Below are 20,787 nucleotides of genomic sequence, written 5' to 3'. Positions count from 1 at the left end.
TTGCGGCGTGCGGCGCAGCGAGGATCAGCGAACGTCAGTCTTCGCGGCGCAGGTGCGGGAACAGCAGCACGTCGCGGATCGTCGGGCTGTCGGTCAGCAGCATCACGAGGCGGTCGATGCCGATCCCGCAGCCGCCCGTCGGAGGCATCCCGTATTCGAGGGCGCGGATGTAATCGGCGTCGAAGAACATCGCTTCCTCGTCGCCGGCGTCCTTCTGCTCGACCTGCTTGCGGAAGCGCGCGGCCTGGTCTTCCGGATCGTTCAGCTCCGAGAAGCCGTTCGCGATCTCGCGGCCCGTCATGAACAGCTCGAAGCGCTCGGTGATGCCCGGCACCGTGTCCGATGCGCGTGCGAGCGGCGACACTTCGACCGGGTAGTCGATGATGTACGTCGGCTCCCACAGTTGCGCTTCGGCGGTTTCCTCGAACAGCGCGAGCTGCAGCGCGCCGATCCCCGCGTTCAGGAACGCCGGCTGCGTGACGTCCACGCCGAAACGCTTCAGTTCGCTGCGCACGTATGCATCGTCGGAGAGCTGGCCGTCCGTGTACTGCGGCGCGTATTTCTGGATCGCCTGCGTGATCGTCAGCCGATGGAACGGCTTCGCGAGATCGAGCTCGCGGCCCTGATACGTGATCGTCGCGGTGCCGAGCGCGTCGATCGCGGCCTGGCGGATCAGCTGCTCGGTGAAGTCCATCAGCCAGCGGTAGTCGGTGTACGCGGCGTAGAACTCCATCATCGTGAATTCCGGATTGTGGCGCGGCGACACGCCCTCGTTACGGAAATTCCGGTTGATCTCGAACACGCGCTCGAAGCCGCCGACGACCAGCCGCTTCAGATACAGCTCCGGCGCGATCCGCAGGAACATCTGCATGTCGAGCGCGTTGTGGTGCGTGACGAACGGCTTCGCGGCAGCGCCCCCCGGGATCGGGTGCAGCATCGGCGTCTCGACTTCCATGAAGTCGGCGTCGCTCATGAAGTTGCGGATCGACGCGATCGTCTTCGTGCGCGCGCGGAACGTGTCGCGCGTCTCCGGCGTGACGATCAGGTCGACGTAACGCTGGCGATAGCGCATTTCCTGGTCGGCGAGGCCGTGGAACTTGTCCGGCAGCGGACGCAGCGCCTTCGACAGCAGGCGCAGCTCCTTGCACATCACCGACAGCTCGCCCTTGTTCGTGCGGAACAGCACGCCGCGCGCGGCGACGATGTCGCCCAGGTCCCACTTCTTGAACGCGTCGTACGTGTCGGTGCCGACGTCGTTCGGCGTCACGAAGAACTGGATCTGGCCCGAGCCGTCCTGCACCGTCGCGAAGCTCGCCTTGCCCATCACGCGCTTGAGCATCATCCGGCCCGCGATCGCGACCTCGACCTGTTTCGCCTCGAGCCCTTCCTTGTCGGTGTCGGCGAACTGCGATTGCAGGTCGGCCGCGTGGTGGGTCGGGCGGAAGTCGTTCGGGTAGGCGACGCCTTGCGCGCGCAACGCGTTCAGTTTTTCGCGGCGCTCGGCGATGATCTGGTTGTCGTCCGCCGCGACGGCGGGTTGCGTTTGGGTCGGTTCGGTCATGGTGATCGGATTCGGTGTGGGTGCGGCAATGCGAACGGAACGGAGCGGCGCGGCGTCGCGGGGGCGACGGCCGCGCCGAGGCGCTTACACGCCCTGTTTCAGGCTCGCGCTGATGAAGTCGTCGAGATCGCCGTCGAGCACCGCTTTCGTGTTGCTCATTTCGACGCTCGTGCGCAGATCCTTCACGCGGCTCTGGTCGAGCACGTACGAGCGGATCTGGTGGCCCCAGCCCACGTCCGTCTTGCTCGATTCGAGCTTGTCTTGCTCGGCCTGGCGCTTGCGCAGCTCGGCTTCGTACAGGCGCGACTTCAGCATCGCCATCGCTTCCGCGCGGTTGCGGTGCTGCGAGCGGTCGTTCTGGCACTGCACGACGATGCCGGTCGGCATGTGCGTGATCCGCACCGCCGAGTCGGTCTTGTTGATGTGCTGGCCGCCGGCGCCCGATGCGCGGTACGTGTCGATCCGCAGGTCGGCCGGGTTGACCTCGACTTCGATCGAGTCGTCGATCTCCGGATACACGAACACCGACGAGAACGACGTGTGGCGGCCGCCCGACGAGTCGAACGGCGACTTGCGCACGAGGCGGTGGATGCCGGTTTCGGTGCGCAGGTAGCCGTACGCGTATTCGCCGCTGACCTTGATCGTCGCGTTCTTGATGCCGGCGACGTCGCCGTCGGACTCTTCGAGCACTTCGGCCTTGAAGCCCTTGCGCTCGCAGTAGCGCAGGTACTGGCGCAGCAGCATCGACGCCCAGTCGCACGCCTCGGTGCCGCCGGCGCCGGCCTGGATGTCGATGAAGCAGTTGTTCGGGTCGGCCGGGTTCGAGAACATCCGGCGGAATTCGATGTCGGCGACGCGGGCCTCGAGCTTCGCGGCGTCTTCCTCGCTCGCGACGAGGGTGTCCTCGTCGCCTTCCTCGCGCGCGAGCTCGAACAGGTCGACTGCGTCGCCGAGGTCGCTATCCAGCGCCGTCAGCGTCGTCACGACGCCTTCGAGCAGCTTCTTTTCGCGGCCGAGCGCCTGGGCGTTCTTCGAATCGTTCCAGACGTTCGGATCTTCGAGTTCCTTGTTGACTTCGGCTAGACGCGCAGACTTGGCGTCGTAGTCAAAGATACCCCCGAAGCTCGCCTGCACGCTTTTGCAGGTCGAGCAGGGAGCTTTCGATCGCGTTCAGACGTTCCGCTTCCATGATCGTTCGCTATTCCGGCTTCGTAAAAAAGCGGAATTATAGCCGATCGGGGCGGCCGGTCGGCGGCGGCGGACGGGGGCGGAGCGCCCGCCGTCGCCTGCCGTCGCCCGGTATCAGGCCTGCGCCGCGTGCTCGACGATCAGCTGCACGCGCGCGACGCCGTTCCACGTATCGCTGACGAGCCGGTACGCGAGCGTCGTGCGCGGCGGCAGCGGCTCGGTGTGGTTGAACCAGATCGCGTTGTAGCGCTGGCGGCCGCGCGTGAGCTGCAGCTTCAGGTGCTTGTCCTTCACGAGCGCTTGCGACGCGACGTCGAATTCGCCTCGGAAAAGCGGGGCCGGAAAGCCTTGGCCCCAGACCGCCGCGTCGAGCAGCTCGACGAACTGCGGCGTGAAGTACGCGTCCTCGAGTTCGCCGTCGGTCTCGATCACGCGTGCGAGCGCATCGTCGGACAGCCATTCGCGCGCGACCGCCTCGAACGCGGCCGCGAAGCGCGGCACGTTCGCGGTGTCGAGCGTGACGCCGGCCGCCATCGCGTGGCCGCCGAACGCGACGAGCAGATCCGGCTCGCGCTTCGACACGAGATCGAGCGCGTCGCGCAGATGAAAACCGGGGATCGACCGCCCGGAGCCCTTCACGCGCGTGCCTTGCTCGTTCGCGTGCGCAAGCGTGAACGACGGCCGGTGGAATTTCTCCTTCAGCCGCCCGGCGACGATCCCGATCACGCCCTGATGCCACGCCGGATTGAACAGCGTGATCGAGCACGCGTCGGCCGGATCGACGTCGGCGAGATCGGCGAGCGCCTGCTGCTGCATCCCGGCCTCGATCTCGCGGCGCTCGCGGTTCATCGCGTCGAGCTGCTGCGCGAGCTCCCATGCGCGGCCGACGTCGTCGGTGATCAGGCACTCGATGCCGAGCGACATGTCCGACAGCCGCCCGGCCGCGTTCAGGCGCGGGCCGAGCCCGAAGCCGAGGTCGAAGCCCGACGCGGCGCGCGCGTCGCGGCCGGCCGCGCGAAACAGCGCGGCGACGCCCGGCTGCATCCGGCCGTTGCGGATCCGCTGCAGCCCCTGCGCGACCAGCACGCGGTTGTTGCCGTCGAGCCGTACGACGTCCGCGACGGTGCCGAGCGCGACGAGATCGAGCAGCCCGTCGAGGCGCGGCTCCGCGTCCTTGCTCGCGAACGCGCCGCGTTTGCGCAACTCCGCGCGCAGCGCGAGCAGCACGTAGAACATCACGCCGACGCCCGCGACGTGCTTGCTCGGGAACGCGCAGCCGGGCTGGTTCGGGTTCACGATCGCGCGCGCGGCGGGCAGCGCGTCGCCGGGCAGGTGATGGTCGGTCACGAGCACGTCGATGCCGCAGGCGTTCGCGGCGGCGACGCCGTCGACGCTCGCGATCCCGTTGTCGACGGTGATCAGCAGGTCCGGCTTGCGCGTGGCCGCGAGCGCGACGATCTCGGGCGTGAGGCCGTAGCCGTACTCGAAACGGTTCGGCACCAGATAGTCGATCTGCGCGCCGAACATCCGCAAGCCGCGCACCGCGACCGCGCAGGCCGTCGCGCCGTCGCAGTCGTAGTCGGCGACGACGAGCAGGCGGCGCTTTTCGGCGATCGCGTCGGCGAGCAGGGCGGCCGCGTCCGCGCAGCCTTTCAGGTCGGTCGGCGGAATCAGGCGCGCGAGCGCGGTCTCGACGTCGGCGGGCGACTGGACGCCGCGCGCCGCATAAAGGCGCGCGAGCACCGGATGCAGGCCGTGGCGCGCGAGCACCTCGGCATCGGCGGGTGCGACGGGGCGGGTAACGATACGGGTCATTCGGAGATGTTTATTCGAACAGGGACGCGAGCGCGCGGCGGCGCCAGAACTTGCGCAGGTCGCCGCGCGTCGCGCGCAGCGTCGCCGAGCTGGTGTCGCCGCACAGTGTGAGCTCGAGGCTCGCGAGCTCACCGCGCGACAGCGCCGCGAGCGCCGGCGCGAACCAGTCGCGCTCGAGCGTGCCGAGCGTCGCGTGCCAGCGCGTCCAGTCCTGCTCGATGAACGGTGCCGTCAGCGCGGGCAGTTCGACGAGCGTCGGGTTGCCGGAGTCCGCGGGCAGCGCGTCGAACGACGCGGGTGGCGCGCCGGCGTGCGCGCCGGCCGCGCGCGCGAGGCCGAGCGCCGCGGGCGAATCCGACAGCACGTGGTCGAACGCGCGCTCGACGGGCTTCAGCACGCCCTGCGCATGGAACCAGATCGAGTTCACGGCCGGCAGCCCGCGCGCCTCGCGCGCTTCGTTGACCGGATGCTGGAACCACGCCATCTGCACTTCGTTCTGCAGCTTCATCCAGACCCGCGAGCGCTCGCCGGTGTGCGCTTCGTGCGGCAGCCAGATCTCGATGTTGCGGCCGCTCGCGCGCAGCGGCGCGGCGCCCGCGAGCGAGCGGAACTGCTCGCTCGACAGATACCAGCGCGCCGGATTCGGCGCCTCGAGCCGCACGCCGAGCTCTTCGATCAGCGGCCGCGCGACCGCGAGCAGCGCGGCGGCGTCGCCGCCATCGAGCGCGAGCGCGGCCGGATCGACGAGCACCAGATGGTCGTGCGCGATCCGCACGTGCACCGGCTCGACGCACGCCCACGCGAGGTCGCCGGGGGTGCCGCCGTCGGCGAGCAGCATGTAGGGCGCGAGCGGCGCCTCGTCGGCCGCGTTGCCCGGCGCCGCGCCGAACCGGCGGGCGAGCCAGCGCTCGTGCGGCAGCGTGCGCTGGAAGTCCTCGCCGGCCACGCGCTCGACGACGCTCGCCCGCGCAAGCAACTTTTCGAGCGCGGGCGTGTCCAGCGTGTGCAGGGACGAGGCCGCGTCGCGCGCGGCGGGCAGCGCGAACGGGACGAGGAAATGGAGGCGTCGGTCATGCATGATGGTGCGCATTGTATGGCAAACTGCGCGCGTGATCGGGCCGGCGCGCGGGTTTGCCCCGGGGTTTGCCCCGGAGTTCGCCGGATCCGCGCGCGTCCGGCGGCCATTTTCCGGCCCGTCCGCGACGCATGGCGGGGCCTCGTGCCCGCCGCAACCAGCAAGAAAGGATTCGCTTGAAACTTCCGTACGAATGGCAGATCGGCTGGCGCTACACGCGCGCCGGCAAACGCACGACCGGCAACGGCTTCATTTCCTTCATCGCGCTCGTGTCGACGCTCGGGATCGCGCTCGGCGTCGCTGCGCTGATCGTCGTGCTGTCGGTGATGAACGGCTTCCAGAAAGAGGTGCGCGACCGGATGCTGTCGGTGCTCGCGCACGTCGAAATATTCTCGCCGACCGGCTCGATGCCCGACTGGCAGCTGACCGCGCGCGAGGCGCGGCAGAACCCGGCCGTGACCGGCGCGGCGCCGTACGTCGAGGCGCAGGCGCTGCTGACGCGCCAGGACGCGGTCAGCGGCGTGATGCTGCGCGGCGTCGATCCGGCGCTCGAGCCGCAGGTCTCCGACGTCGGCAAGGACATGAAGTCGGGCTCGCTCGCCGCGCTGCAGCCGGGCCAGTTCGGGATCGTGCTCGGCGATGCGCTCGCGGGCAATCTCGGCGTGTCGGTCGGCGATAAGGTCACGCTGGTCGCGCCCGAGGGCACGATCACGCCGGCCGGCATGATGCCGCGCCTGAAGCAGTTCACGGTCGTCGGCACGTTCGAGTCCGGCCATTACGAATACGACAGCAGCCTCGCGATGATCGACATCGCCGATGCGCAGACGCTGTTCCGTCTCACCGCGCCGACCGGCGTGCGGCTGCGGGTGAAGGACATGCAGCGCGCGCCGGAGATCGCGGTGCAGCTGTCGCATACGCTGTCCGGCCAGCTTTACATTCGCGACTGGACGCAGCAGAACAAGACCTGGTTCTCCGCGGTGAAGATCGAGAAGCGGATGATGTTCATCATCCTGACGCTGATCATCGCGGTCGCGGCGTTCAACCTCGTGTCGTCGCTCGTGATGACGGTCACGAACAAGCAGGCCGACATCGCGATCCTGCGCACGCTCGGCGCGCAGCCAAGCTCGATCATGAAGATCTTCGTCGTGCAGGGCGTGACGATCGGCTTCGTCGGCACCGCGGCCGGCGTCGGGCTCGGCTGCCTGATCGCGTGGAGCATCCCGTGGCTCGTGCCGATGATCGAGCATGCGTTCGGCGTGCAGTTCCTGCCGCCGTCGGTCTACTTCATCAGCGAGCTGCCGTCGGAACTCGTCGCGAGCGACGTGATCCGGATCGGCACGATCGCGTTCGTGCTGTCGGCGCTCGCGACGCTCTATCCGAGCTGGCGTGGCGCGAAGGTGCGGCCGGCGGAGGCGCTGCGCTATGAATGACCGCGTCGCCGCATTGGCCATTTCAGATCGACAACAACAGAACGAGGGTTCAGCCGGTATGCAGCCATACGTGCTCGAGGCGCGCGGCATCACGAAGGCGTTCGTCCAGGGCGGCTTCAACGTGCAGGTGCTCAACAACACCGAGCTTTCGGTGCGGCGCGGCGAGAAGCTCGCGGTCGTCGGCGCGTCGGGCTCCGGCAAGAGCACGCTGCTGCACGTGCTCGGCGGCCTCGACGAGCCGAGCGCCGGGCAGGTGTCGCTGCTTGGCAAGCCGTTCACGCAGCTCGGCGAGCGCGAGCGTAACGAGCTGCGCAATCGCGCGCTCGGCTTCGTGTATCAGTTCCACCATCTGCTGCCCGAGTTCAGCGCGCTCGACAATGTCGCGATGCCGTTGCGGATCCGCCGGATGACGACCGAGGACGCGCGCGGCGAAGCGCACGCGATGCTCGAGCGCGTCGGACTGGGCGCGCGCGCGAAGCATCGTCCGGGCGAGCTGTCGGGCGGCGAGCGGCAGCGCGTCGCGGTCGCCCGCGCGCTTGTCACGAAGCCCGCGTGCGTGCTCGCCGACGAGCCGACCGGCAACCTCGACGGCACGACCGCCGACAACGTGTTCAATCTGATGCTCGAGCTGTCCGAGACGATGAACACGAGCTTCGTGATCGTCACGCACGATCCGGATCTCGCCGCGCGCTGCGACCGCATCATGCGGCTGCGCGACGGCGTGCTGCACGAGGAGCCGGCGGTGCCGGTCTGAACGTTCGACGCGGCCCGGCGGGAACCGACATGTGGATCGACACGCACTGCCATCTCGACGCGGCCGAGTTCGACGACGACCGCGACGCGGTCGTGCTGGCCGCGCGCGACGCCGGCGTATCGCGGATCGTGATTCCGAGCATCGGGCGCGCGAATTTCTCGACGGTGCGCGAACTCGCGCATCGCACGCCGGGCGCGGTCTACGCGCTGGGCATCCATCCGATGTACACGCCGCATGCGCGCGAGGCCGATCTCGATCTGCTGCGGATGGAGATCGAAGCGAGCGTCGACGATCCGCGCTTCGTCGGCGTGGGCGAGATCGGGCTCGACTACTTCGTGCCGGGGCTCGACGAGGACCGGCAGCAGTTCTTCTATCAGGGGCAGCTGAAGCTCGCGCGCGAATTCGATCTGCCGGTGCTGTGCCACGTCCGCAAGTCGCAGGACCGCGTGCTCGCGGGGCTGCGCCGCTTCGGCGTGAAGCGCGGGATCGCGCACGCATTCAACGGCAGCTTCCAGCAGGCCGATGCGTATCTGGCTCAAGGGCTGCGCCTCGGTTTCGGCGGCAACGTCACGTTCTCGCGCGCGCTGCAGATCCGCCGGCTCGCCGCGCAGCTGCCGGTCGACGCGCTCGTGATCGAGACGGACGCGCCCGACATCGCGCCCGAATGGCGCTACAAGTCCCGCAACACGCCCGACCAGGTGCCGCGCATCGGCGACGTGCTCGCCGAGCTGCGTGGCGTCGACGCGCGCACGCTCGCGCTATCCACTTCGGCTAACGCGCTCGCCGCGCTGCCGCGCCTCGCGCTTTCGTCCGCATAATCGTCCGGGACGCCCGCTTCATACGCGAGCGCGGCGTCGTTCGGACGAGGAGGCGGGATGCGCGTGTGGTGGACGGCGTTTGCGCTCGGCGTGGTCGTGCTGCAGCGGCAGGCGGCGTTGCCGGGCGTCGCGGGGTGGCTGGGCGGCGCGTTCATGTGCGGTGTGCTGGCGGGTGCGTGGGCGTGGTGCATGCGGTGCATGCGGCGCGCTTCGAACGCCCGCGCGGCGATCGTGTGCGGCTGGGTGCTGTGCGCGGCGGTGGCCGGGCTCGCCGGGTTCGGCTATGCGGCCGCGCGCGCCGAATGGCGGCTGCGCGATGCGTTGCCCGTCGAGTGGGAAGGGCGCGACCTCGTCGTGACCGGCGCGATCGACGGGCTGCCAGCCGTCGACGCGGACGGCGCGCGGTTCCTGTTTCGCGTCGAGTCCAACGATGCCGGCCTCACGCGTTTTCCTCCGCTGATCCGGCTCGGGTGGATCGTTCGCGGTGCGCGCGACCGACCGCCGCCAGCATTGCATGCGGGCGAGCGCTGGCGCCTGACGGTGCGGTTGAAGCGGCCGCACGCGGAGGCGAACCCGGGCGTGCGCGACAGCGAAGCGGCGTGGCTCGCGGCCGGCGTGCGCGCGCTCGGCTACGTGACGAAGCCGCGGCGCGCCGAGCGGCTCGCCGCGCCCGCGCGCGGCCTGAGCGCGTCGGTCGACCGGTGCCGCGACGCGCTGCGTGCGCGCGTTGCCGAGGCGCTCGCGGGCGACGCGCGGCATCGCGGGATCGTGACCGCGCTCGCGATCGGCGAGCAGTCGGGCATCGGCGACGACGACCGGCGCGTGCTGCGCGACACCGGCACGAGCCATCTCGTTGCGATCTCGGGGCTGCACATCGGTCTGGTCGGCGGCCTCGCGGGCTGGCTCGCGGCGGCGTTCTGGCGGCGCGTGCGCTGGCGCGGCGGGGCCGCGGCGCTCGTCTTGCCGGCGCCGCAGGTAGCCGCGCTCGCGGCGCTGGCGGCGGCCGGCGGCTATGCGGCGCTCGCGGGCTTCAACGTGCCCGCGCAGCGCGCGTGGTGGATGATTGCGGTGGCGAGCGTCGCGTATCTGGCCGGGCGCAGCGTGCCGACGTCGGCGACGCTGTGCGTCGCGCTCGGCGGCGTGCTGCTCGCCGATCCGTGGGCGGTGCTGTCGGCCGGGTTCTGGCTGTCGTTCTGCGCGGTCGGCGCGATCCTGCTCGCGGCGTCGGGCGCACACGCCGCGTGGCGGCGCGATGCCGAAGCGGGCACTTTCGCGTCGGGCTTCACCGGCGTGGGCCAAGCAGGCCGCGACGCGCCGGATATCGAAGCGGATCACGCGCGCGACACCGGCCCGGTCGGGCGACTGCTTGCGTGGATCGTTCGCGCGGGGCACCGGGTCGCGGACGCCGCGCGCGTCCAGTACGCGGTCACGATCGGCCTTGCGCCGCTGACCGCCGCGTGGTTCGCGCAGATCTCGGTGAGCGGGCCGCTCGCGAACGCGTTCGCGATTCCATGGATCAGCTTCGTCGTGACGCCTATCGTGCTGGCCGGCGTCGTGCTGCCGGCGCCGGTCGACGCGGCCGCGTTCCGCCTTGCGCATGCGCTGCTCGGGCCGCTGATGGCGACGCTCGCGCGGTGCGCGGACTGGCCGCACGGCGTGCACTGGCTGCCGATGCCGGGCTGGCCGGTGCTCGTGCTCGCGTGCGTCGGCGTGGTCTGGGCGCTGATGCCGCGCGGCTGGCCGTTGCGCTGGGCGGCGCCGCTCACGTGGCTGCCGCTCGTCGCACCTGCGTCCGATGCGCCGCCGGCCGGCGGCCTCCGGCTGACCGCGCTCGACATCGGGCAGGGCTCGGCCGTGCTGGTCGAAACCGCGCGGCACGTGCTGCTGTTCGACGCCGGGCCCGGGCCGGAATCGACGCGCGCCGGCGAGCGGGTCGTCGTGCCGTTCCTGCGTGCACGCGGGATTCGCGCGCTCGATATGTTCGTGCTGAGCCATGCGGACGCGGATCACACGGGCGGCGCGGGCGCCGTTTATGCGGGCGTCGACGTGCGTCAGCTCGTCGCCGGGTTGCCGGCCGCGAGCCCGCTGTGGCGCGTGGCGCGCGACGCCGGCGTGACGGATCGCGTGCCGTGCGCGGCCGGGCAGCGCTGGACCTGGGACGGCGTCGCATTCACGATGCTGTGGCCGGCGGGCGGCCCGCGTGCCGGGCCGACGAACGCGCAGTCGTGCGTGCTGCGTGTCGATGCCGGCGCGACGTCCGCGCTGCTGACGGGCGACATCGACGCGCGCTCGGAACGGCAGCTCGTCGACACGAACCGCGCCGCGCTGGCCGCGCAGATCCTCGTCGTCCCGCATCACGGCAGCCGCACGTCGTCGACCGAGCCCTTTCTCGATGCGGTCGATCCGCGCATCGCGGTATTTCAGGTAGGCTATCGCAATCGTTTCGGGCATCCGCACCCGACGGTCGCCGCGCGCTACGCCATGCGTGGCATCGCGCTGCCGCGCAGCGACCGCGACGGCGCGGTGCGCATCGACGTCGCGCCGGCGGGCGGCGTGCCGGTGCCGGAACGCCACCGCGACGTGCATCGCCGCTACTGGATGGATCGCTGATCTGGTTCCGCTCGACACAGGAGACCCGGCAGTTGAAGGACATCATTCATTTCTCGCATGCGAACGGCTTCCCGGCGTCGACGTACCGGACGATCTTCGCGGAGCTCGCCGACGAGTACGAACTGCGCTACGTCGAACGGATCGGCCACGACCGGCGCTATCCGGTGACGCGCGACTGGCCGCACCTCGTCGACCAGCTGCTCGACGAGATCGGCCGCCGCTACGAGCGGCCCGTGTGGCTCGTCGGCCATTCGCTCGGCGGCTACCTGTCGCTGATGGCCGCGCTGAGGAAGCCGCAATGGGTGCGCGGCGTCGTGATGATGGATTCGCCGATCATCGCGGGCTGGCGCAGCAGCGCGCTGCGCGTCACGCAATGGACCGGGCTCGACGAGCGATTGTCCGCGGCCGCGGCGACGCGACATCGCCGCACGCGCTGGCCGAGCCGCGACGACGCGTGGCGGCACTTCCGCGACAAGCCGGCGTTCGCGCGCTGGGACGAACGGATGCTCGCCGACTACATCGATCACGGCATTCCGCAGGCGGGCGGCGACGGCGAGCGCGCGCTCGCGTTCGATCGCCGGATCGAATATCTGATCTACCGGACGCTGCCGCACACGCTGGGGCCGCGTCTCGCGCGCGGCGCGCCGGTGCCGCTCGGCTTCCTCGCGGGCTCGCGTTCGCGCGAGGTGCGCCAGATCGGCATCGAAGCGACGCGGCGCGCGGCGCAAGGGCGGGTCGAATGGCTCGACGGCACGCATCTGTTCCCGATGGAGCGGCCGCTGGAGACGGCCCGCGCATTGCAGCGGATGCTGAGCACGATGCGCGCGTAGGGACGGCATGGGCGCGCGTGTTCCGATGCGCGCGACGCGGCCGTTTCCGGCCGGCGGCAGACGTGTCGCCGACGTCCCGCGCCGCGGCCTGACCGGCTGGTCGGCGGAAGCGGGAAGGGGCGCGATCATCGCGTCAATTGCTCAGAGATGCGCGGGCTTTACGGTATAATCCGTTTTTCCCGCGAGCATTCAGCGATGACCAAATATGTTTTCGTCACCGGCGGCGTAGTATCTTCCCTCGGCAAGGGTATTGCCGCCGCCTCCCTCGCCGCGATCCTCGAATCGCGCGGTCTGAAAGTCACCCTCCTCAAGCTCGATCCCTACATCAACGTCGACCCCGGCACGATGAGCCCGTTTCAGCACGGCGAAGTGTTCGTGACGGAAGACGGCGCTGAGACGGATCTCGACCTCGGCCACTACGAGCGCTTCATCAGCACGAAGATGCGCAAGGCCAACAACTTCACGACGGGCCAGATCTACGAATCGGTGATCCGCAAGGAGCGCCGCGGCGATTATCTCGGCAAGACCGTCCAGGTGATTCCGCACATCACGAACGAGATCCAGGCATTCGTCGAGCGCGGCGCCGCGTCGGCGACGTGCGGCGAGCCGGACGTCGCGATCGTCGAGATCGGCGGCACGGTCGGCGACATCGAGTCGCTACCGTTCCTCGAGGCCGCTCGCCAGATGAGCCTGCGCCTCGGCCGCAACAGCGCGTGCTTCGTGCACCTGACGCTCGTGCCGTTCATCGCGACCGCGGGCGAGCTGAAGACGAAGCCGACCCAGCACAGCGTGCAGAAGCTGCGCGAGATCGGCATCCTGCCGCACGTGCTGCTGTGCCGCGCGGACCGCAAGATCCCGGACGAGGAGTGCAAGAAGATCTCGATGTTCTCGAACGTGCCGGAAGACGCGGTGATCTCGGTGTGGGACGCCGACACGATCTACAAGATTCCGCAGATGCTGCACGACCAGGGCCTCGACCGCCTGATCTGCGACGAGCTGAAGCTGTCGCCGAACGACGCCGATCTCGCGATGTGGGCGGACCTCGTCGAGAAGCTCGAGAACCCGCGTCACGCGGTGACGATCGGCATGGTCGGCAAGTACGTCGAGCTGACCGAGTCGTACAAGTCGCTGATCGAGGCGCTGCGCCACGCGGGGCTGCACACGTCGACGCAGGTCAACATCGAATACATCGACTCCGAAGAGATCGAGGCGGACGGCGTCGGCAGCCTCGCGCATCTCGACGCGGTGCTCGTGCCGGGCGGCTTCGGCCGTCGCGGCACCGAAGGCAAGATCGCGTCGATCCGCCATGCGCGCGAGTCGAAGGTGCCGTATCTCGGCATCTGCCTCGGCATGCAGCTCGCGGTGATCGAATTCGCGCGCGACGTCGTCGGCCTCAAGCGCGCGAACAGCACCGAGTTCGATCCGGACACGCCGGAGCGCGTCGTCGCGCTGATCAACGAGTGGTACGACCGCGAAGGCAAGGTCGAGAAGCGCAGCGAGGAGTCCGATCTCGGCGGCACGATGCGCCTCGGCTCGCAGCGCTGCCCGATCAAGCCGGGCACGCTCGCCGAGGAGATTTACGGCAAGGACGTGAACGAGCGCCATCGCCACCGTTATGAAGTCAATAACCGCTTCGTGCCCCAGCTCGAGGCGGGCGGCCTTATCATCAGCGCTCGTACCCCGAGCGAGGATCTGCCGGAAATGATGGAACTGCCGCGTTCGATGCACCCGTGGTTCGTCGGTGTCCAGTTCCACCCGGAATTCACGTCGACGCCGCGTGACGGGCATCCGCTCTTCAAGTCGTTCGTCGAAGCCGCGCTCGCGAATCAGCAGGCGCGCGCCGGAGTGAAAGCATGAAACTCGCCGATTTCGAGGTCGGTCTCGACAAGCCGTTCTTCCTGATCGCGGGCACCTGTGTCGTCGAGTCGGAGCAGATGACGATCGACACCGCCGGCCGCCTGAAGGAAATCTGCGCGAAGCTGAACGTTCCGTTCATCTACAAATCGTCCTACGACAAGGCGAACCGCAGCTCGGGCAAGTCGTTTCGCGGCCTCGGAATGGACGAGGGTCTGCGGATCCTGTCCGAGGTGAAACGCCAGCTCGGCCTGCCGGTGCTGACCGACGTGCACGCGATCGACGAGATCGAGTCGGTCGCGTCGGTCGTCGACGTGCTGCAGACGCCCGCGTTCCTGTGCCGTCAGACCGATTTCATCCACGCCTGCGCGCGCTCCGGCAAGCCGGTGAACATCAAGAAGGGGCAGTTCCTCGCGCCGCACGACATGAAGAACGTGATCGACAAGGCGCGCGACGCGGCGCGCGAGGCCGGGCTGTCGGAAGACCGCTTCCTCGCGTGCGAGCGCGGCGTGTCGTTCGGGTACAACAATCTCGTGTCCGACATGCGTTCGCTCGCGATCATGCGCGAGACCGGCGCGCCGGTCGTGTTCGACGCGACGCACTCGGTGCAGCTGCCGGGCGGGCAGGGCACGAGCTCGGGCGGCCAGCGCGAATTCGTGCCGGTGCTCGCGCGCGCGGCGGTTGCCACCGGCGTCGCGGGCCTGTTCATGGAGACGCACCCGAATCCGGCCGAGGCGAAGTCCGACGGCCCGAACGCGGTGCCGCTCGGCCGCATGGCGGCGCTCCTCGAGACGCTCGTCACGCTCGACCAGGCGGTGAAGCGCGCGCCGTTCCTGGAAAACGACTTCAACTAGCGATGAACCTCGCGGCGGCATCGCGCGCGCGTCGCGCAAGCCACCGGCGCGCGAGCGCCGCCGCGGACTGAAGAACCCATCGTCATCCTCAGAGGAAACCATGAGTGCAATCGTAGACATCATCGGCCGCGAAATTCTGGATTCGCGCGGCAACCCCACCGTCGAATGCGACGTGCTGCTCGAGTCGGGCACGATGGGCCGCGCCGCGGTGCCGTCGGGCGCGTCGACGGGCTCGCGCGAAGCGATCGAGCTGCGCGACGGCGAAGCCGGCCGCTACAACGGCAAGGGCGTGCTGAAGGCGGTCGAGCACATCAACACCGAGATCTCCGAAGCGATCATGGGCCTCGACGCGTCCGAGCAGGCGTTCCTCGACAAGACGCTGCTCGAGCTCGACGGCACCGACAACAAGTCGCGCCTCGGCGCGAACGCGATGCTGGCCGTGTCGATGGCGGTCGCGAAGGCGGCCGCGGAAGAAGCCGGCCTGCCGCTGTACCGCTACTTCGGCGGCTCGGGCGCGATGCAGCTGCCGGTGCCGATGATGAACATCGTGAACGGCGGCGCGCACGCGAACAACAGCCTCGACATCCAGGAATTCATGATCGTGCCGGTGAGCCAGCCGACGTTCCGTGAAGCCCTGCGCTGCGGCGCCGAAGTGTTCCACGCGCTGAAGAAGATCCTGTCGGATCGCGGGATGAGCACCGCGGTCGGCGACGAAGGCGGTTTCGCGCCGAACTTCGGCAGCAACGACGAGTGCCTGTCGACGATCCTGCAGGCGATCGAGAAGGCCGGCTATCGCGCCGGCGAGGATGTGCTGCTCGCGCTCGACTGCGCGGCGTCCGAGTTCTACCACGACGGCAAGTACCAGCTCGCGGGCGAAGGCCTGCAGCTGTCGTCGGCCGAGTTCACCGACTACCTCGCGACGCTCGCGGACAAGTTCCCGATCGTGTCGATCGAGGACGGCATGCACGAAAGCGACTGGGCCGGCTGGAAGCTGCTGACCGACCGCCTCGGCAAGAAGGTGCAGCTCGTCGGCGACGACCTGTTCGTCACGAACACGCGCATCCTGAAGGAAGGCATCGACAAGGGAATCGCGAACTCGATCCTGATCAAGATCAACCAGATCGGCACGCTGACCGAGACGTTCGCGGCGATCGAGATGGCCAAGCGCGCGGGCTACACGGCGGTGATCTCGCACCGCTCGGGCGAAACGGAAGATTCGACGATCGCGGATATCGCGGTCGGCCTGAACGCCGGCCAGATCAAGACGGGCTCGCTGTCGCGCAGCGACCGCATCTCGAAGTACAACCAGCTGCTGCGCATCGAGGAAGATCTCGGCGATATCGCGAGCTACCCGGGCAAGTCGGCTTTCTATAACCTGCGCTAACGCGTTACTATCGGGTTTGTCACTTCGACGCCGCTCCGCGTGATGCGTGGAGCGGCGCTTCTTATATCCGCGGTTCGTTCATGCGTCTTGTCACTGTTGTCCTGATTGCGTTGCTGGCGCTTGTTCAGTACCCCCTATGGTGGGGGCATGGCGGCTGGCTGCGGGTGCACGAACTGCGCCAGCAGTTGAGCGACCAGCTTCAGAAGAACGAAGACGAAAAGCAGCGCAACGAGCGGCTCGAAGGCGAGGTGCAGGATCTGCAGAGCGGCACCGCGGCCATCGAGGAGCGCGCGCGTTACGAGATGGGGATGATGAAGGACGGCGAAGTGTTCGTGCAGTTCGTGTCGCCGAACGCGCCGGCCGTGCCGGCCGTCAATGCGCCGTCGAACACGTCGACGCGCGGGCAGGTTTCCGCGGCGCCGGTGCGCGTCGTGCCGAACCCGGTGTCGCAGGCGAAGCAGAAGCATCACGGCAAGCCGCATCCATGATGGATGCGCGATGAGCGTCACGCACGGTTCATTGAAAAAGCGCGGGAAATACCGCGCTTTTTTATTTCCTGAGAATCGATAATCAGCGGCGCGTCATCACCAGCCCGGGTACCCGTAGCCGTAGCCACCTCCCCAGCCCGGCCCCCAGCCGCCGTTCCAGTAGCCGCCATAGAACGTGACGGGTGGCGGCGGCGCGTAATACCACGCGCGCATCGCTTCGTCGGCGGCTATCGCCGCGTTCTGCTCGCGCAGCACCTGCTTGTCGATCTCGTCGTAGCGCTTGCGCTCGGCGGGCGTCAGCGCGTGGGTCTGGCCGGGCCCGGACGCGCTCTGCTCCGGCAGGCGGCTCAGGATCGTGGACGTCGGCTGCACCGCGCAGCCGGCGAGTGTGAGCGCCGCGGCGGCGGCGCTCGCCGATGCGATCGCGCGAAGAAGCGGACGAAGAAACGGATGAAGAAGCGGGCGGTTCATGTTCTGCTCCTGCGATGTGCGACGACCGCAACGCGCGCGCCGGTGAAGCGGGGCGCGCGCATCCGGTACGCTCGCCATTATGCGCGCGCGGGACGCGGGGCTCAGTGCCGCTGCGCGGTGGCGGGCGTCACGCCGGCCGCCACCTCGGGCATCGCGAACAGTTGCGCGACGTCGACTGGATCGAATTCGTAGCGCTGATTGCAGAACTCGCAGTGAATCTCGACGTGCCCGCGCTCGACGATCACGCCGTCGACTTCCTCCTGCCCGAGCATCCGTAGCATCGCGCCGACCTTCTCGCGCGAGCACGAGCACTGAAAGCGCGTGACGGCGGGCTCGAAATGCTGAACGTTCTCTTGCCAGAACAGCCGGCGGAACACGGTTTCCGGCTCGACCTCGAGCAACTCCTGCGCGGACAGCGTGCCGCCGAGCGTGCAGACGCGCTCCCACGTGTCGGCGTCGGTTTCGGCGGCGCGCGGCACGATGCCGCCGTCGCCGGGCAACTTCTGCAGCAGCATGCCGACCGCGCGCTCCTGGTCGGCGGCGAGCCACAGACGCGTGTCGAGCTGCTCCGAATGGTGCATGTAGTGCTCGAGCACCTGCGAGACCGATTCGAGCGGGCCGTCCTCGCCGTTCAGCGGGACGATGCCCTGGTACGGCTGCTGACCGGGCTGCTTGTTGGCCGGATCGAGCGTGATCACGCAGCGGCCGTGGCCGCTCGCGTTCACGAGTTCGGCGAAACCGACGTCCGCGCCGATCGTCTGCGCAACGTCGCCGGAGAACTTCGCGGTCGCGCGCATCGACAGATCGGAGCTGCACTGCACGACCAGCATTTTCACCGGCCCGTCGCCGAAGATCTGCATGACGAGGGTGCCGTTGAACTTCAGGTTCGCGGACAGCAGCGCGCACGCGGCCATCATCTCGCCGAGCACCGTGCGCACGGGCGCCGGATAATCGCGGCGCGTCAGCACTTCCTGCCACGTGTTGCGCAGCGAAACGATCTCGCCGCGCACGGGCGCCGCGCTGAACATGAATTTCTGTAACTGGTCGCTCACTCTTCTTCCTTGAAAATCGGCGGCGGCGTTAGCCAATCCGCACGAGTTGCTCCTTGAATTCCGCGCGCCGCTTGATATACGAGTCGGTGCCCGCGCGCATCCGCGCGACGTCCTCGGCGGACAGCTCGCGCACGGCCTTGGCCGGGGCGCCGAGAATCAGCGAGTTGTCCGGAAACGTCTTGCCCTCGGTCACGATCGCGCCGGCGCCGACCAGACAGTTGCGGCCGATCACCGCGCCATTCAAGACCACCGCCTGAATGCCGATCAGCGAGCCTTCGCCGATCGTGCAGCCGTGCAGCATCACCTGATGGCCGATCGTCACGTTCTCGGCGATCGTCAGCGGGTAGCCGAGATCGGTGTGCAGCACCGCGCCTTCCTGCACGTTGCTGCCGGCGCCGACCGTGATCGTCTCGTTGTCGCCGCGAATCGTCGCGCCGAACCACACGCTCGAGTTCTCCTCGAGCACGACCTTGCCGATGATCGCCGCCGTATCGGCGACGAACACGCTTTCATGGATCGTCGGGGCCGTGTCGCCCAGCTTGTAGATCGTCACTGTGTCTCCTTGGATGTCGTTCCCGGGTTTCGTTCCCGGGTTTCGTTCGATCAGCGCCGGTACAATGGCGCGTTCCGCGCGGCCCGGGCCGCGTGGCGCAAACGCGTATTGTAAACCGTTGCGCGTTCGCGCTCCCGAGCGCGGACCACGGCATTTTCGCCACGGTGTCCCCATTTTATGACCTCTATTTCCGCCTCGCCCGACCGCGCGCCGTGCGTGCGCCGCGCGGCGCTCGCCGCGCTCGTCGAGCCCGATCCGGTCCGCAAGGCCGCGCAGGCGCGCGCGCTGCACGCGGCGCTGCTGGCCGGGCAGGCCACGGTCGATCCGTCGCTCGCGCTCGCCGAGCCGCCCGGCCTGCCGGGCCGGCCCGCGAAGCCGGCGCTCGTCGAGCCGCGCCAACTCGAGCGGCGCGGCATGCGCTCGCCGGAAGGCCGCGCGGTGCTACTGCACGCGCTCGCGCATATCGAGTTCAACGCGATCAATCTGGCCCTCGATGCGGTCTGGCGCTTCTCCGGGATGCCGGACGCGTTCTACGCGGACTGGCTGAAGGTCGCCGCGGAGGAGGCGTACCACTTTTCGCTACTCGCGGACCGGCTCGCCGGGTTCGGCCATGCGTACGGCGATTTTCCCGCGCACAACGGCCTGTGGGACATGTGCGCGCGTACCGCGGACGACGTGCTCGCGCGGATGGCGCTCGTGCCGCGCACGCTCGAGGCGCGGGGGCTCGACGCGTCGCCGCCGATCCGCGCACGGCTCGCACAGGCGGGCGATCATGCGTCGGCGGCGATCCTCGACGTGATCCTGCGCGACGAGATCGGCCACGTCGCGATCGGCAACCGCTGGTTCCGTCACGTGTGCGCGCTCGACGGCCGCGACCCGTTGCCGACGTACCGGACGCTGGCCGAACGCTACCGCGCACCGAGGCTGCGCGGGCCGTTCAATTTCGACGCGCGCCGCAGCGCGGGCTTCGACGATGCCGAGCTTGACGCGCTCGCGGCGCAGGACCATGGCGCGATGGACGAGGGCGCGTGATGCGACTCGCGTCGAGCCGGACGGCGCCGTCGCCGCTATAATCGAACGATCATTCTTTTTCGAGCGGTTGCGATGCACTCCACGAATGCTTTCTCCGATTTCGTCACGGTCCGCGGCGTGACGCTGCATGTGCGGCGCTGGGGCCGCCCGGACGCGCCGACGCTGTTCATGCTGCATGGCTGGATGGACGTGTCGGCGTCGTTCCAGTTCGTCGTCGATGCGCTCGCGGGCGACTGGCAGGTGATCGCGCCGGACGCGCGCGGCTTCGGCCTGTCCGACTGGCCGGTCGCGCAGCACGGCGGCCAATACTGGTTCTCCGACTACCTGGGCGACCTCGATGGCCTGCTCGATCATTACGCGCCGACCGGCGAAGTCAATCTGGTCGGGCACAGCATGGGCGCGAACGTCGTCTGCCTGTATGCGGGCGTGCGGCCCGAGCGGGTGCGGCGCGTGGTCGACCTGGAGGGCTTCGGGATGCCGGCGACGCGGCCCGAGCAGTCGCCGCGCCGGCTGCACGGCTGGCTCGACGAACTGCGCGAGCCGCCGACGCTGCGCAGCTACGCGTCGCTCGCCGACGTCGCGGCCCGGCTCACGAAGACCAATCCACGCCTCGCGCCGCACCGCGCGGCGTTCCTGGCCGAGCACTGGGCGAGGCGCGGCGACGACGGCCGCTACCACCTGCTCGCCGACCCGGCGCACAAGATGCGCGGCCCGCTGCTGTACCGGCTCGACGAGGTGATGGCGGTCTGGGCGCAGGTGCGCGCGAAGGTGCTGCACGTCGAGGCGGCCGATTCGGCGACGCTCGCGTCGCTCGCGGGCAAGGTGCCGATCGACGCATTCAAGGCACGCTTCGACGCATTCCCGGACTGGCGCGAGAAGCACGTCGAGGACGCGGGCCACATGGTGCATCACGATCAGCCGGAGCAGATCGCGGCGCTGATCGAGGCGTTCTGCGCGTAGGCGCGCCCGGCGCGACGCCCCCCGCCGGCGGCGGCGGGATTGCCGCGTTGCAGTAGAA

General features: G+C 69.1%; 18 protein-coding genes. 11 read left to right on the top strand and 7 right to left on the bottom strand.

Annotated elements, in window-relative coordinates:
• Positions 1-34: 34 nt before the first annotated feature.
• The 4 genes from lysS to HZI36_RS09570 form a co-directional block, all read right to left on the bottom strand.
• Entirely contained in the window at positions 35-1,561 is a 1,527-nt protein-coding gene (gene lysS / locus HZI36_RS09585) for a lysine--tRNA ligase (RefSeq protein ID WP_179402416.1), read from the bottom strand.
• An 84-nt stretch (positions 1,562-1,645) separates the two neighbouring features.
• Positions 1,646-2,750 (bottom strand): peptide chain release factor 2 gene (prfB, locus tag HZI36_RS09580; RefSeq protein WP_179402415.1). Its coding sequence is split into 2 segments (ribosomal slippage): positions 1,646-2,677 and positions 2,679-2,750, totalling 1,104 coding nucleotides; the frame shifts between segments, so codons are not numbered across the junction.
• A gap of 113 nt (positions 2,751-2,863) precedes the next feature.
• Entirely contained in the window at positions 2,864-4,564 is a 1,701-nt protein-coding gene (recJ, locus tag HZI36_RS09575) for a single-stranded-DNA-specific exonuclease RecJ (protein ID WP_179402414.1), read from the bottom strand.
• Positions 4,565-4,574: 10 nt separating this feature from the next.
• Positions 4,575-5,654: a regulator gene (locus HZI36_RS09570; protein ID WP_179402413.1), complete on the bottom strand. Its 1,080-nt coding sequence runs from the start codon at positions 5,652-5,654 to the stop codon at positions 4,575-4,577.
• A gap of 161 nt (positions 5,655-5,815) precedes the next feature.
• Here HZI36_RS09570 and HZI36_RS09565 point away from each other — a divergent pair, with 161 nt between their 5' ends.
• From HZI36_RS09565 to ftsB, 9 genes are all read left to right on the top strand, one after another.
• Positions 5,816-7,069, top strand: a complete 1,254-nt coding sequence (locus tag HZI36_RS09565; protein WP_179402412.1) for a lipoprotein-releasing ABC transporter permease subunit — start codon at positions 5,816-5,818, stop codon at positions 7,067-7,069.
• On the top strand, positions 7,062-7,823 hold the full coding sequence (lolD, locus tag HZI36_RS09560) for a lipoprotein-releasing ABC transporter ATP-binding protein LolD (RefSeq protein WP_425485214.1): 762 nt from the start codon (positions 7,062-7,064) through the stop codon (positions 7,821-7,823). Before HZI36_RS09565 ends, lolD begins: the two co-directional genes overlap by 8 nt.
• A 29-nt stretch (positions 7,824-7,852) precedes the next feature.
• Positions 7,853-8,641, top strand: coding sequence for a TatD family hydrolase (locus HZI36_RS09555; protein WP_179402410.1), 789 nt, complete (start codon positions 7,853-7,855; stop codon positions 8,639-8,641).
• A 57-nt stretch (positions 8,642-8,698) separates the two neighbouring features.
• On the top strand, positions 8,699-11,251 hold the full coding sequence (locus tag HZI36_RS09550) for a DNA internalization-related competence protein ComEC/Rec2 (protein ID WP_179402409.1): 2,553 nt from the start codon (positions 8,699-8,701) through the stop codon (positions 11,249-11,251).
• Between the two features lie 32 nt (positions 11,252-11,283).
• Positions 11,284-12,081 carry an alpha/beta fold hydrolase gene (locus tag HZI36_RS09545; protein ID WP_179402408.1) on the top strand — a complete coding sequence of 266 codons (798 nt, stop codon included), beginning with the start codon at positions 11,284-11,286 and terminating at the stop codon, positions 12,079-12,081.
• 195 nt (positions 12,082-12,276) lie between these two features.
• A complete protein-coding gene (gene pyrG, locus HZI36_RS09540) occupies positions 12,277-13,938 on the top strand; it encodes a CTP synthase (protein ID WP_179402407.1) in 1,662 nt (553 codons plus the stop codon).
• Positions 13,935-14,789, top strand: a complete 855-nt coding sequence (gene kdsA / locus HZI36_RS09535; RefSeq protein ID WP_179402406.1) for a 3-deoxy-8-phosphooctulonate synthase — start codon at positions 13,935-13,937, stop codon at positions 14,787-14,789. The genes pyrG and kdsA overlap by 4 nt, the downstream gene beginning before the upstream one ends.
• A 100-nt stretch (positions 14,790-14,889) precedes the next feature.
• Positions 14,890-16,173, top strand: coding sequence for a phosphopyruvate hydratase (gene eno, locus HZI36_RS09530; RefSeq protein WP_179402405.1), 1,284 nt, complete (start codon positions 14,890-14,892; stop codon positions 16,171-16,173).
• Between the two features lie 80 nt (positions 16,174-16,253).
• Positions 16,254-16,661, top strand: a complete 408-nt coding sequence (gene ftsB, locus HZI36_RS09525) for a cell division protein FtsB (RefSeq protein ID WP_179402404.1) — start codon at positions 16,254-16,256, stop codon at positions 16,659-16,661.
• Positions 16,662-16,757: 96 nt separating this feature from the next.
• On the opposite strand, the gene HZI36_RS09520 is transcribed toward ftsB, so the two are convergent.
• From HZI36_RS09520 to HZI36_RS09510, 3 genes are all read right to left on the bottom strand, one after another.
• Positions 16,758-17,132: a hypothetical protein gene (locus HZI36_RS09520; RefSeq protein ID WP_179402403.1), complete on the bottom strand. Its 375-nt coding sequence runs from the start codon at positions 17,130-17,132 to the stop codon at positions 16,758-16,760.
• Positions 17,133-17,233: 101 nt separating this feature from the next.
• Entirely contained in the window at positions 17,234-18,184 is a 951-nt protein-coding gene (hslO, locus tag HZI36_RS09515; RefSeq protein WP_179402402.1) for an Hsp33 family molecular chaperone HslO, read from the bottom strand.
• Positions 18,185-18,212: 28 nt separating this feature from the next.
• Positions 18,213-18,737: a gamma carbonic anhydrase family protein gene (locus tag HZI36_RS09510; protein ID WP_179402401.1), complete on the bottom strand. Its 525-nt coding sequence runs from the start codon at positions 18,735-18,737 to the stop codon at positions 18,213-18,215.
• Positions 18,738-18,914: 177 nt separating this feature from the next.
• Between HZI36_RS09510 and HZI36_RS09505 the strand changes: the two genes are divergently transcribed.
• Both HZI36_RS09505 and HZI36_RS09500 read left to right on the top strand, forming a co-directional pair.
• Complete coding sequence (locus HZI36_RS09505; RefSeq protein WP_179402400.1) at positions 18,915-19,769, top strand: ferritin-like domain-containing protein; 855 nt, start codon at positions 18,915-18,917, stop codon at positions 19,767-19,769.
• A gap of 72 nt (positions 19,770-19,841) precedes the next feature.
• Positions 19,842-20,729 carry an alpha/beta fold hydrolase gene (locus HZI36_RS09500; protein WP_179402399.1) on the top strand — a complete coding sequence of 296 codons (888 nt, stop codon included), beginning with the start codon at positions 19,842-19,844 and terminating at the stop codon, positions 20,727-20,729.
• The last annotated feature ends 58 nt before the right edge of the window (positions 20,730-20,787 follow it).

It is taken from the genome of Burkholderia guangdongensis, assembly GCF_013403875.1.
GTDB classification, from domain to species: Bacteria; Pseudomonadota; Gammaproteobacteria; order Burkholderiales; family Burkholderiaceae; genus Burkholderia; species Burkholderia guangdongensis.
The sequence above is the reverse complement of the archived record's forward strand: the minus strand, read 5'-3'. Positions and strand labels throughout refer to the sequence as shown.

Coding starts and splice junctions, on each gene's coding strand:
- lysS (WP_179402416.1), bottom strand. CDS start 1,561: ATGACCGAACCGACCCAAACGCAACCCGCCGTCGCGGCGGACGACAAC.
- recJ (WP_179402414.1), bottom strand. CDS start 4,564: ATGACCCGTATCGTTACCCGCCCCGTCGCACCCGCCGATGCCGAGGTG.
- HZI36_RS09570 (WP_179402413.1), bottom strand. CDS start 5,654: ATGCGCACCATCATGCATGACCGACGCCTCCATTTCCTCGTCCCGTTC.
- lolD (WP_425485214.1), top strand. CDS start 7,062: ATGAATGACCGCGTCGCCGCATTGGCCATTTCAGATCGACAACAACAG.
- HZI36_RS09555 (WP_179402410.1), top strand. CDS start 7,853: ATGTGGATCGACACGCACTGCCATCTCGACGCGGCCGAGTTCGACGAC.
- HZI36_RS09550 (WP_179402409.1), top strand. CDS start 8,699: ATGCGCGTGTGGTGGACGGCGTTTGCGCTCGGCGTGGTCGTGCTGCAG.
- pyrG (WP_179402407.1), top strand. CDS start 12,277: ATGACCAAATATGTTTTCGTCACCGGCGGCGTAGTATCTTCCCTCGGC.
- kdsA (WP_179402406.1), top strand. CDS start 13,935: ATGAAACTCGCCGATTTCGAGGTCGGTCTCGACAAGCCGTTCTTCCTG.
- eno (WP_179402405.1), top strand. CDS start 14,890: ATGAGTGCAATCGTAGACATCATCGGCCGCGAAATTCTGGATTCGCGC.
- ftsB (WP_179402404.1), top strand. CDS start 16,254: ATGCGTCTTGTCACTGTTGTCCTGATTGCGTTGCTGGCGCTTGTTCAG.
- HZI36_RS09520 (WP_179402403.1), bottom strand. CDS start 17,132: ATGAACCGCCCGCTTCTTCATCCGTTTCTTCGTCCGCTTCTTCGCGCG.
- HZI36_RS09505 (WP_179402400.1), top strand. CDS start 18,915: ATGACCTCTATTTCCGCCTCGCCCGACCGCGCGCCGTGCGTGCGCCGC.
- HZI36_RS09500 (WP_179402399.1), top strand. CDS start 19,842: ATGCACTCCACGAATGCTTTCTCCGATTTCGTCACGGTCCGCGGCGTG.